The following is a 13,661-nucleotide window of genomic DNA, read 5'->3' as shown; positions in this document are numbered from 1 at the left end:
ATGCAGCAGTTGATTGAATCGGTAGGCGCGCTTTCTCCCGAGAAACGCAAGGCGCTGGCGATTCTACTGGGCAAACAGGGCATTAACCTTTATGGCATCGCGCCGATTTTCCGGCGCGCCGAAGGTGAACCGCTGCTTTTGTCTTATGCCCAGGAGCGGCAGTGGTTTCTCTGGCAGATGGAGCCGGACAGCGCGGCGTACCACATTCCCACGGCGTTGCGCTTGCGCGGCGCCCTGGACATGGCGGTGCTGCAGCGCAGTTTCGATACGCTGATCGAGCGTCACGAAAGTCTGCGCACCGGCTTTGCCCGAGGTGATCAGGACAGGGCCATTCAGCTGATCAAGGCACCGTTTGCCTTGCAGATCGAGGTTCGCGAGCTGGAGGGCGAAGTCGATGAGCCGCGTTTGCGCGCGGCCATCGAAGCCGAGATTGCCCGCCCGTTCGATCTGGAACAGGACACCTTGCTGCGGGTCTGCCTGCTGCGGCTGGCACCGGACGATCACGTTCTGGTGATGGTGCAACATCACATCATTTCCGATGGCTGGTCGATGCAAGTGATGGTCGGCGAACTGATCGAACTCTATGCCGGGTTCAGTCAGGGCGCACCGGCCACGCTGGCACCGTTGCCGATCCAGTACGCCGATTTCGCCCAGTGGCAACGCAGCTGGATGGACGCCGGTGAGCGCGAGCGGCAATTGAGCTATTGGGTCGAACATCTGGGCTCGGATCCGGGCGTGCTGGAACTGCCGGCCGATCATCCGCGCCCGCTGGTGCAAAGCTATCGCGGTGCACGTCTGGACATGCAGCTGGACGCGGCGTTGAGCAAAGGCCTGCAGGACCTTGCGCGCCGTGAAGGCGTGACGATGTTCATGCTGTTGCTGGCCGCGTTCCAGACCTTGCTGCATCGCTACAGCGGTCAGGACGACATTCGCATCGGCGTGCCGATTGCCAACCGCAACCGCGCGGAAACCGAAGGGCTGATCGGCTTTTTCGTCAACACCCAGGTTTTGCGCGCCACCCTCGACAGCAGCATGACGTTCAGCGCCTTGCTGGCCCAGGCCAGGCAAGCGGCGCTGGGCGCGCAGGCGCATCAGGATCTGCCGTTCGAGCAATTGGTCGAAGCCCTGGCGCCGGAACGCAGCCTGAGCCGCAGCCCGTTGTTCCAGGTGATGTTCAACCATCAGAGTGGCGCGCGGCAGGCCCGGCAGGCCATGCAGTTGCCGGGGCTGGCGGTTGAAAGCGTGAACTGGGACAGCCTCACGGCGCAGTTCGACCTGACCCTGGAAACCCACGAATCGCCGGAGGGCGTGTGGGCCTCGCTGATCTACGCCACGGACCTGTTCGAAGCCGCCTCCATCGAGCGTATGGGCAGGCATTTGCAGGCGTTGCTCAAGGGCATCGTCAGCGATGCGCAACAACGTGTCGGCGAATTGCCGTTGCTTGATGCCAGTGAGCGGCAGGTATTGCTGCACGACTGGAACCCTGTCGACGCACCGTTTGCCAGCGACCTGTGCATTCATCAGTTGATCGCCCGGCAGGCCGCGCAGACCCCGAATGCACGCGCGGTGACGTTCGCCGAGCGGCATCTGACCTATGCCGAGCTTGAAGCACGGGCCAACCCGTTGGCGCATGCGTTGATCGAGCGAGGCGTCGGTCCGGAGGTGCGCGTCGGCGTGGCGATGCAGCGTTCGGAGAATCTGCTGGTCGCGCTGCTGGCCGTGCTCAAGGCCGGGGGCGTGTACGTGCCGCTCGACCCGGATTACCCGGCCGACCGCGTCGCCTACATGCTCGAAGACAGCCGGGCGCTGTGCCTGCTGACCGAACGGGACGTCGCCGCCAGTCTGGCGACAGCGGCGGACACCGACGTGCTGCTGATGGACAACGCCGCCGAGGATTTCGCCGCGTATCCGGCGCATGCGCCGCAAACGCGGGTGTCGGCCGACAATCTGGCGTATGTGATTTACACCTCCGGTTCGACCGGCAAACCGAAAGGCGTGGCGATTGCCCATCGCAACGTACTGGCGCTGATCGACTGGTCGCAATCGGTGTACAGCCGCGACGATATTCAAGGCGTGCTGGCTTCGACGTCGGTGTGTTTCGACCTGTCGGTGTGGGAGCTGTTTGTCACTCTGGCCAACGGTGGTTCGCTGATCATCGCCCGCAATGCGCTGGAGTTGCCGCAGTTGCCGGCCCGCGATCAGGTGCGCCTGATCAACACCGTGCCGTCGGCGATTGCCGCCCTGCAACGCAGCGGCGAGATCCCGCCGAGCGTGCGCATCATCAATCTGGCCGGTGAGCCGCTCAAGCAGTCGCTGGTCGACACCTTGTATGCGCAACCGACGGTCGAGCATGTTTTCGACCTGTACGGCCCATCGGAAGACACCACCTATTCAACCTGGACACGGCGCATGGCGGGTGGCCAGCCGAGCATCGGCCGGCCGCTGAAACACACCGCCAGCTATGTCCTCGATGGCGAGTTGCAACCGGTGCCGCAAGGCGTCGCCGCCGAACTGTACCTGGCCGGTGCCGGCATCACCCGCGGTTATCTGGCCCGGCCGGCGTTGACCGCAGAAAAGTATCTGCCGAACCCGTTCGGCGCTCCGGGCGAGCGTTTCTACCGTACCGGTGACCTGACGCGTTATCAGCCTGACGGCAACCTGCAATACGTCGGGCGTATCGACCATCAGGTCAAGGTGCGTGGTTTCCGCATCGAGCTGGGTGAGATCGAAGCGCGTTTGCTGCAACAAGACACGGTGCGCGAGCTGGCGGTGCTGGCGCAGGAAGGCGCGAGCGGTCAGCAACTGGTCGCCTGCATCGTGCCGAGCGCTGCCCTGGGTAACGCCGAAGAACAAGCGCGGCTGCGCGAAGTGCTCAAGACCGCTCTGCGCGAGCACCTGCCCGAATACATGGTGCCGGCGCATTGGCTGTTCCTCGAAAAACTGCCGCTGACCCCCAACGGCAAGCTTGATCGCAAGGCGCTGCCCAAACCTGACGCAGCGCTGGAGCAGCACACCTATCTGGCGCCGGGTAACGACAACGAACGGCAATTGTGCGAGATCTGGCAAGCCGTGCTCGGGCTGGAACAGGTGGGCGTCACGGATAACTTCTTTGCCCTTGGCGGCGATTCGATCATCTCCATCCAGGTGGTCAGCCGTGCACGTCAGGCCGGCCTGCGCATCACCCCCAAGGATTTGTTCCAGTACCAGACCGTGCAAGGTCTGGCCCGGGTCGCCCAGCGTGGCGACGCGGCGTTCGGCATCGAGCAGGGCGCCGTCACCGGCAGCACGCCGTTGCTGCCGTTCCAGCAACGATTCTTCGAGCTGGCGATTCCCGAGCGTCAGCGCTGGAACCAGTCGTTGCTGCTGAAACCTTCGCAAGCGGTCGATGCCGATGTCCTCGAGCACGCCTTGCAGGCACTGGTTGCGCATCACGACGCCTTGCGCCTGAGCTTCAGCGAAGGTGCCGAAGGCTGGACGGCCACGCACCGCGCGCCGGATAACCGGCCGTTGCTGCAACAGGCGAGCGTGCAGCACGCCGACGAAATCGAAGCGGTGTGCGACGCCGCGCAAGGCAGCCTCGATTTGCAATACGGCCCGCTGTTGCGCGCCGTGCTGCTGAATGTGGCCGATGGCAGCCAGCGCCTGTTGCTGGCGATCCATCACCTGGTGGTCGACGGTGTGTCCTGGCGCGTGTTGCTGGAAGATTTGCAGAACGCTTGCGAGCAGCTGCAGAACGGCCAGACAGTCAAACTGCCGGCCAAGACCAGCCCGTTCAAGGACTGGGCGCAACGCCTGCAAGCGTTCGCCGGTGGAGAGCTGCAACAGGAACTGACGTGGTGGGCCGGCCAGTTGGGTGAAGCGCCCGCCGATCTGCCTTGTGACAACCCTGCGGCAAGCTTGCAGAACCGTCACGCGGTGAGCGTGGAAACCCGCCTGAATGCGGATCAGACCCGCCAACTGTTGCAGCAGGCGCCCGCCGCCTATCGCACGCAGATCAACGATCTGCTGCTGACGGCGCTGGCGCGGGTGATCTGCCGCTGGACCGGTCAGGCCTCGACCCTGATCCAGCTCGAAGGTCATGGCCGTGAAGCGCTGTTCGACGACATCGACCTGAGCCGAACCGTGGGTTGGTTCACCAGCCTGTTCCCGGTGCGTCTGACCGCGGCCATGGGCCTGGCCGACTCGCTGAAGGCGGTCAAGGAACAGCTGCGTGGCGTACCGAACAAGGGCCTGGGCTTTGGTGCCCTGCGTTACCTGGGCGACGAACACGCGCGGCAGACGCTCGCCGCGCAGCCGGTGCCGCGCATTACCTTCAACTATCTGGGGCAGTTCGACAGCCAGTTCGACGAGGCCGCGCTGTTCGTGCCCGCCAGTGAAAGCACCGGCCGCGAGCAGAGTTCGCTGGCACCGTTGGCCAACTGGCTGGACATCAACGGCAAGGTCTACGGCGGTGAGCTCAGCCTCAGCTGGTCGTTCAGCCACGAAATGTTCAATCAGGCGACGATCCAGCGTCTGGCTGACGACTATGCACAAGAGCTCAATGCGCTGATCGCCCATTGCTGTGAGGCGCACAACCGCGGTGTGACGCCGTCGGACTTCCCGCTGGCTGACCTGACTCAGGCGCAGCTCGATACGCTGATCACCGATCCGCCATCGGTGAACAACATCTATCCGCTGTCGCCGATGCAACAGGGCATGCTGTTCCACACCCTGTACGAACAGGGTTCGGGCGATTACATCAACCAGATGCGGGTGTCGGTGGAAGGGCTTGATGTCGAGCGTTTCCGTCAGGCCTGGCAAGCGGCGCTGGAGGCCCATGACATTCTGCGCACGCGGTTTGTCTGGGGCGGGGCGCAGGCTCAGCCGCTGCAAATCGTCGAACGCTCGGCCACGCTGCCGTTCACCGTTCACGACTGGCGCGGCCAACCGGGCGAAGCGCTGGATGCGCTGGCCGAGGCCGAACGCAACCGTCCGTTCGATCTGAACGAGGTGCCACTGTTGCGCCTGGTGGTGGTGCGCACCGCGCAAGACCGCCACGAACTGCTCTACACCAGCCACCACATTTTGCTCGACGGCTGGAGCAACTCGCAGTTACTCGGTGAAGTGCTGCAACGCTATGCCGGGCAGGTGCCTGCAGCGCCCATTGGCCGCTACAGCGATTACATCGCCTGGCTGCAGCGTCAGGACAGTCAGCTCAGCGAGCAATTCTGGCTCGAGCGTCTGGCTCAATTTGATGAGCCAACCCGCCTGGCCCAGGGGCTGGCGGATCGGTCGACGAGCGCCGAGGGCGGTACCGGGCACTATCAGCAGTGGATCGACGCCACGGGCACATTGCGCTTGAGCGAGTTTGCCCGTCAGCAAAAAGTCACCCTCAACACCCTGGTGCAAGCGGCGTGGCTGTTGCTGTTGCAACGTTACACCGGGCAATCGACCGTGGCCTTCGGCGCCACTGTGTCGGGGCGTCCGGCCAATCTGCCGGGGGTCGAGCAGCAGGTCGGCCTGTTCATCAACACCCTGCCGGTGATTGCCCGTCCAGAGCCGCAACTGACGGTCAGCCAGTGGCTGCAAACCGTGCAGGAACTCAACGTTGGCCTGCGTGATTTCGAACACACGCCACTGGCCGATATCCAGCGCTGGTCGGGGCAGGGCAGCGATGGCCTGTTCGACAACCTGTTGGTGTTCGAGAACTACCCGATCTCCGAAGCGCTGGAGCAAGGCTCGTCGCTGGGTCTGAATTTCGGCGCGGTCGACACCCGTGAACAAACCAACTTCCCGCTGACGGTCGGGGTCAACCTCGGCGAAACCCTGTCGGTGCATTACAGCTTTGCCGCCGCCCGTTTCAGCGCGCAGGCGATTGTGCGTTTGCACGCGCAACTGGCTTCGTTGCTGGAGCAGTTCGTGCAGTCGGCGAATGCGCGTCTCGGCGCGTTGACCCTGCTCAGCGGTGAAGAACAGCGCCGTCTGCAGGACAGCAATCGTGCGCAACCGTGCACGGATCCGTTGCTGGTGCATCAGCGCATCGCGGTGATCGCGGCGCAGCAGGCGCAACGGGAAGCCGTGCGTTGTGGCGATCAGGCGTTGACTTTCGCCGAGCTTGAAAGCCGGGCAAACCGCCTCGCGCATGTGCTGATCCATGAAGGCGTCGGGCCGGAAGTGCGTGTCGGCGTCGCCCTGCCGCGCAGCCCATCGATGCTGGTGGCCTTGCTCGCGGTGCTCAAGGCCGGCGGCGCCTATGTGCCACTGGATGCCGGTTATCCGCGCGAGCGCCTGGCCTATCTGATCGAAGATTCGGGCATCGCGCTGTTGCTCAGCGATTCGCAACTGCGCCCGCGGTTGCCGCTGAGCACCGGTTTGCGCGCACTGGATCTGGACACGTTGCCGACCGCCGAGTGGCCAGACGTGGCGCCGCAGGTCGAGGTGCACCCGCAAAACCTTGCTTACGTGATTTACACCTCCGGTTCCACCGGCCAGCCCAAGGGTGTATGCGTGGAACACGGACCGCTGGCGATGCATTGCCAGGCGATCGGTCAGCGCTATGAAATGACCCCGGACGATTGCGAGCTGCACTTCATGTCGTTCGCTTTCGACGGCGCTCATGAACGCTGGTTGACCCCGCTGACCCATGGCTCGCGGCTGTTGCTGCGCGATGACAGTCTGTGGAGTCCGGAGCAGACCTATGCCGCCATGCAACAGCACGGCGTGACGGTGGCGGCGTTCCCGCCGGTGTACTTGCAGCAATTGGCCGAGCACGCCGAACAGGTCGGCCAGCCGCCAGCGGTGCGCATCTACTGTTTCGGCGGCGATGCCGTGCCCAACGACAGTTTCGAACGGGCGCGTGCGGCGCTGGCGCCACAGCACATCATCAACGGTTACGGGCCGACCGAAACCGTGGTCACCCCGTTGATCTGGAAGGCCGGGCGCGGCGACGTGTGCGGCGCGGCCTATGCGCCGATCGGTACGCGGATCGGCGACCGCAGCACCTGCGTGCTCAGCGCTGACCTCAACGCATTGCCACAGGGCGTGATGGGTGAGTTGTATCTGGGCGGCACCGGACTGGCCCGGGGTTATCTGGATCGTCCGGCGATGACCGCTGAACGCTTCGTACCCGATCCGTTCGGGGCGCCGGGCGGTCGTCTGTACCGCAGCGGAGACCTGGTGCGTGAACGCGCCGATGGCGTGTTCGACTATCAGGGCCGCGTCGACAATCAGGTGAAAATCCGTGGTTTCCGCATCGAACTGGGCGAAATCGAAGCGCGCCTGCTGGAGTTGAGCCGGGTGCGTGAAGCCGTGGTGCTGGCGCACACCGGGCCAAGCGGCAAGCAACTGGTGGCCTATCTGGTACCGACGCAGCCGGTGGAGGAGGCACAACTGGGCGAATGGCGCGACAGCGTGCGCGACGCCCTCAAGGAGAGTCTGCCGGCGCACATGGTGCCGGCGCACTTGATGGTGCTGTCGAACCTGCCGGTGACCCCGAACGGCAAACTGGACCGCAAGGCGCTGCCGGCACCGGACGCCAGCCTGATGCAGAACAGCTACGTGGCGCCGCGCAATGACATGGAGCAACGCATCGCCACGATCTGGGCCGATGTCCTGCGCCTTGAGCGGGTCAGCGCTACGGACAACTTCTTCGAACTGGGTGGTGATTCGATCATCTCGATTCAAGTGGTCGGCCGTGCGCGGCAGGCCGGTATCCAGTTCACGCCCAAGGATCTGTTCCAGCACCAGACCGTGCAGGCACTGGCGGCGGTCGCACAATCGGGCGGCACGGTGCTGAGCATCGATCAGGGGCCGGTCAGCGGGGCGACGCCGTTGTTGCCGTTCCAGCAATGGTTCTTCGCCAGCGAGATCCCCGAGCGGCATCACTGGAACCAGTCGCTGCTGCTCAAACCGGCGATGACTCTGCATGCCGGGACCGTCGCGCAGGTGCTTCAGGCACTGGTTGCGCATCACGATGCCTTGCGCCTGTCGTTCATTGAAACGACTGAAGGCTGGACCGCCACGCACCGCCCGCCCGAGCCTGTGCAGGAACTGCTCTGGCAGCGCACGCTGACGGATTCGGCTGACATCGAAGGGATCTGTCAGCAGGCCCAGGGCAGTCTCGATCTGCTCGACGGGCCGCTGCTGCGCGGTGTGTTGTTCGATCTGCCGGATCACACTCAGCGCTTGATGCTGGTGGTGCATCACCTGGTGGTCGATGGTGTCTCGTGGCGGATCCTGCTGGAAGATCTGCAAACCGCGTTCAGCCAGATCCAGGCCGGGCGCGAGGTCGCGTTGCCGGCCAAGACCAGCGCCTTCAAAGCCTGGGCCGAACGCTTGCAGGCACACACCGCCAGCCTCGATGACGAGCAGGCCTTCTGGCGTGAGCACTTGCGCGGGGCGACCGCCACTTTGCCGTGCGAACATCCGGACGGCAGCCTGGAAAACCGCTACGCGCAAAGTGTGCAGACGCGCCTTGCGCCGGAGCTGACCCGACAATTGTTGCAACAGGCCCCGGCGGCTTATCGCACGCAGGTCAACGACTTGCTGCTGACCGCACTGGCGCGGGTCATCAGTCGCTGGAACGGGCATGCTTCGGCACTGATTCAGCTGGAAGGTCATGGTCGTGAAGACCTGTTCGACGATATCGATCTGAGCCGCACCCTCGGCTGGTTCACCAGCGTGTTCCCGGTACACCTGACGCCGGCCAGCGGTTTCGCTGAATCGATCAAACAGATCAAGGAGCAACTGCGTGCGATTCCCCACAAGGGCATCGGTTTTGGCGCCTTGCGTTATCTGGGCGATGCCTCGGCGCGTGAGACGCTGGCAGCGCTGCCTGTGCCCAAAATCACCTTCAACTACCTTGGCCAGTTCGATAGCCAGTTCGACGAAGCCGCGCTGTTCCTGCCGGCCGGCGAAAGCGCCGGCAGTGACCTCGGCGAACAGGCCCCGCTGGGCAACTGGCTGTCGGTCAACGGTCAGGTGTATGGCGGTGAACTGAGCCTGTCGTGGAGCTTCAGCGAGCAAATGTTCGACACCGCGACCGTGCAGGCCGTGGCCGATGAATACGGGCGTGAACTGACGGCGCTGATCGAACACTGCGTGACCCCGGGCAACCACGGCCTGACGCCGTCGGACTTCCCGCTGGCGGCGCTGGACCAGGCACGTCTGGACGGTTTGCCGGTGCCGGTCGCGGACATCGAAGACATCTATCCGTTGTCGCCGATGCAGCAGGGCATGCTGTTCCACACCTTGTCCGATGATGGCGACGATCTTTACGTCAACCAGCTCAACCTGTCGGTCGAAGGCCTCGATATCGAACGCTTCCGTGCCGCGTGGGAATGCGTGGTGCAGCGTCACGAAATCCTGCGCACGTCGTTCCACTGGCAAGACAGCCAGGCGTCACCGGTGCAGGTCGTCCACCGTCAGGGCATTGTTGACCTGCAAGCGCTGGACACGCCGATGGATGAGGCGCAACTCGCCGAGTTCGCCCGCCAGCAGCGGGTTCAGGGTTTTGAGCTGGATCGCATGCCGTTGCAACGCACGCGCCTGATTCGTCTGGACGCCGACAAGTACCAGTTGATCTGGACCAGCCATCACATCCTGATGGACGGCTGGAGCAGTTCGCAGTTGTTCGGCGAGGTCCTGCAGCACTACGCCACCGGCCAGATCGAGGGCGAGAGCGGTCGTTACCGCGACTTTATCGCGTGGTTGCAGCAGCAGGATTCGGCGCAACTCGAGCAGTTCTGGCGCGGCCACTTGCAGACACTGGTGGAACCGACCGCGCTGAGCCAGGCGATGCACCCGCGTCATGAATCCGCCGAGCACGGCCACCAGGCGTTGTACACCCGTTGGGATGCGCAGCAGACCGCCTTGTTGCAGCAGCATTGCCGGGCTCAGGGCATTACCGCCAACACCTTGATTCAAGGCGCATGGTTGCTGTTGTTGCAGCGCTACACCGGTCAGCACAGCGTGGCGTTCGGTGCCACCGTGGCCGGGCGCCCGGAAGGGTTGCCGAATGCCGGCAACATGCTGGGGCTGTTCATCAACACCTTGCCGGTGATCCAGACCCTCGATCCGGCGCAGCCGCTGAATGCCTGGCTGAGCAGTCTGCAGGCCTATAACCTCGATCTGCGTGAACATGCTCACGCACCGCTGGCGGATATTCAGCGTTGGTCGGGGCAGGGCGGGCAAGCCTTGTTCGACAGCATCATCGTGTTCGAGAACTACCCGATCGACCAGCGTCTGGAACAGGCACCGGGCGGCCTGCGCTTCGGCGCCTCGGCGAGCCATGACGTGACCAATTTCCCGATGGACCTGGCGGTGCATCTGGGAGAAGAGTTCTCCATCGAGTACCTGTTCCTGCGTGATCGTTTCAGTGTCGAAGCGGTCGAGCGGATCCGCCAGACCATGGAAGTGTTGCTGCACAGCATGATGCGGCAGCCGACGGAGCGTCTGGGCAACCTGCAGCGTCTGGCCGCGCCACAATGGCAGGCCTTGCAACAGTGGGGCGCAGAACCGGCGGCGGTGCATCGGCGCGCGCTGTTGCCGGCGATGATTGCCGCGCAACGCCCTGAGGCCATTGCCGCCGAATGTGGTGCCGAACAGTTGAGCTACGCGCAACTCGAGTGCCGTGCCAATCAGCTGGCGCATCATTTGATCGCCGCGGGTGCCGGTCCGGAAGTGCTGATCGGTGTCGCACTGGAACGTTCGCTCGACATACTGGTGGCTCTGCTCGCCGTGTTCAAAAGCGGCGCTGCCTATGTGCCGCTGGACATCGACTATCCGGCCGATCGCCTGGCTTTCATGATCGAAGACTCCGGCATGCGTCAGATGATCAGCCGTGGCGCCGCCAGCCAGCGTTTGCCATTGCCGGCGAACCTGCCATTGCTTGATCTCGACCTTTTCGACGGCAATCAGTACCCCGACACGGCCCCGCAAGTACAGACCTGTGATGACAGCCTCGCCTACCTGATCTACACCTCGGGCTCCACCGGTTTGCCCAAAGGTGTGGCGGTGACCCACGGACCGCTGAGCATGCATTGCCAGGCAATCCGTGAGTTGTACGAGATGGATGCCGGCACGCGCGAGTTGCACTTCATGTCGTTCGCGTTCGACGGCGCCCATGAACGCTGGCTGACCACGCTGGCCTTTGGCGGCACGCTGGTGCTGCGCGATCATGAACTGTGGACACCGGAGCAGACCAGCCACGCCTTGCTCAACCGTTCGATCGATATTGCCTGCTTCCCGCCGGCCTACCTCAAACAGGTGGCTGAGTATGTCGAGGCCAGCGGCATGGCCGTGCCGAAGGTGCGCATTTACTGCCTTGGGGGTGACGCGGTGCCGGAGCAGACCCTGGCGCAAGTGCGCCGCGTGTTGCAACCGCAGTACATCACCAACGGTTACGGCCCGACCGAAACCGTGGTCACGCCAATGCTCTGGAAAGCGCCGAACAATGAAGCCTGCGCTGCCGCCTATGCGCCGATCGGGCGAGTGGTCGGCCAACGCTCGCTGTGGGTACTGGACGACGATCTCAATCCGCTGCCACAGGACTTGTCCGGCCAGTTGTATATCGGCGGCTACGGGGTTGCCCGTGGTTACCATGGCCGTGCGGCCATCACCGCCGAGCGCTTCGTGCCGGATCCGTTCGGGGCACCGGGCAGCCGTCTGTACCGCAGCGGCGACCTGGTGCGCCTGCGCCATGACGGCATCCTCGATTACGTCGGCCGCGCCGACCATCAGGTGAAGATTCGCGGTTTCCGCATCGAACTGGGTGAAATCGAAGCCTGCCTGCGCGCTCAGGACGGTGTCACCGATGCCGTGGTCATCGCCCGTGACGGCGTCTCCGGCAAACAGTTGATCGGCTATGTGGTCAGCACCGACGACAACGCCGGCGAGCGTCTGAAGACCCTGTTGCGCGCACAGTTGCCCGAATACATGGTGCCGCTGCAGATCATGAGTCTGGCACGCCTGCCGATCTCGCCGAACGGCAAACTGGACCGCAAGGCGCTGCCCGAGCCTGAGTTTTGCGCCGATCAATATCAGGCGCCGCGCAACGAGCAGGAAACGTGGCTGGCCGAGATCTGGGCCGATGTCCTGCAAGTGGAGCAGGTCGGTATCAGCGACAACTTCTTCGAGTTGGGCGGTGATTCGATTCTCAGCCTGCAAGTGATTTCCCGGGCGCGGAACCATCCGCAACTGAAACTGGACATCAAGCTGCGCGACCTGATGCGCTTCCAGACCATTGGCAACCTGTTCGACCAGCAAGCGGTCGCGCGCTCGAGCCAGACCGCCGACAGCAGTCATGTAGCGCAGGCGGGGGCGTTTGGTCTGTTGCCGATCCAGGAATGGTTCTTCGCCGAGGGGATGAGCGAACCGCATCATTTCAACCAGGCGATGATGCTGCGATCGCGCCAGGCGCTGGATGCCCCGGCGCTGGAGCAGACGCTGCGGTTGATGCTGGCGCAGCACGACTCATTGCGGCTGCGCTTCTATCAGGATCAGGGCCGCTGGTTGCAGCACTATCAAACGCTGCAGGACAGCTTGTGCATCGCCGAGCACAACCCGTTGCTGTGGCAGCGTGAGATCAGCGACATCGAGCAACTCGACGCACTGGTCAACGAAGCGCAGCGCAGCCTCAACCTGCTCGAAGGGCCACTGATGCGCGGCCTGCTGGTGAATCTGCCGGACGGCGAGGTGCGCTTGCTGTTGGTGGTGCATCACCTGGTAATCGATGCGGTGTCGTGGCGGGTGTTCCTGCAAGACCTGCAACTCGCGTACGAGGCGTTCAGCCAGGGTCGCGAGCCGCAACTGGCGCAGCGTACCAGCAGCTATCGCGCCTGGGCCGATGGCCTGGCGGCGCAGGTGCCGGCACTGGTCGGGCAAGAGCTGGATTACTGGCTCGGACAACTGGATCAGCCGGGCAAGGATCTGCCGTGTGACAACCCGCGCGGCAAGAACCTGGTGCGTTTTCGCGAAGAAGCGTTCATGGGGCTCGACGCCACCCGCACCGGGCAACTGCTCAAACAGGCGCCGGCGGTGTACGGCACCCAGATCAACGATCTGCTGCTGACTGCCCTCGGTCGTGTGCTGTGTCGCTGGAGCGAGGCCGAGTCGGTGCTGGTGCAACTGGAAGGGCACGGTCGTGAGGACCTGGTCGAAGGGCTGGATCTGAGCCGCACGCTTGGCTGGTTCACCACCATGTTCCCGGTGCGGCTGGCGCCGTTGGCGGAGCAGGATTTTGGCGCTTCGATCCTGGCGGTCCGCGAGCAGTTGGCTGCTGTGCCGCAGAAAGGCGTCGGCTACGGCGCGCTGCGCTACATGGCGGATGCATCGGTGCAACAGCGTCTGGCGGCGTTGCCCCAGGCGCGGCTGACCTTCAACTATCTGGGACAGTTCGACCAGACCTTTGACGAGCAGGCGATGTTGATGCCGGCGCACGAGCACATCGGCGATGTCTACAGCCTGGATGCCAACCTCGGCAACTGGCTGGAAATTGTCGGTCAGGTGTTCGACGGCAAGCTGTCGATGCGTTGCATGTACAGCACCCGTCGCTTCCGCCCAAGCACCATCGAGACCTTGATGCAGCAGTATCAGGCCGAGCTGGAAGCGCTGGTCGAGCATTGCCTGCAACAGTCGGCGGGTTGAGCCGGTCTTTAACTTTTTGAGAGGGCCGGTGCGCATTG

General features: G+C 63.8%; 1 protein-coding gene. It reads left to right on the top strand.

The genetic code is table 11. From position 1 onward, the window contains the following. A complete protein-coding gene (locus tag CAF73_RS19290) occupies window positions 1-13,623 on the top strand; it encodes a non-ribosomal peptide synthetase (RefSeq protein WP_085703518.1) in 13,623 nt (4,540 codons plus the stop codon). The last annotated feature ends 38 nt before the right edge of the window (window positions 13,624-13,661 follow it).

Source organism: Pseudomonas sp. B15(2017) (genome assembly GCF_002113215.1).
Classification (GTDB): Bacteria; Pseudomonadota; Gammaproteobacteria; order Pseudomonadales; family Pseudomonadaceae; genus Aquipseudomonas.
Note: the sequence above shows the minus strand (reverse complement) of the source record. Positions and strands in the feature narration are given on the sequence as shown.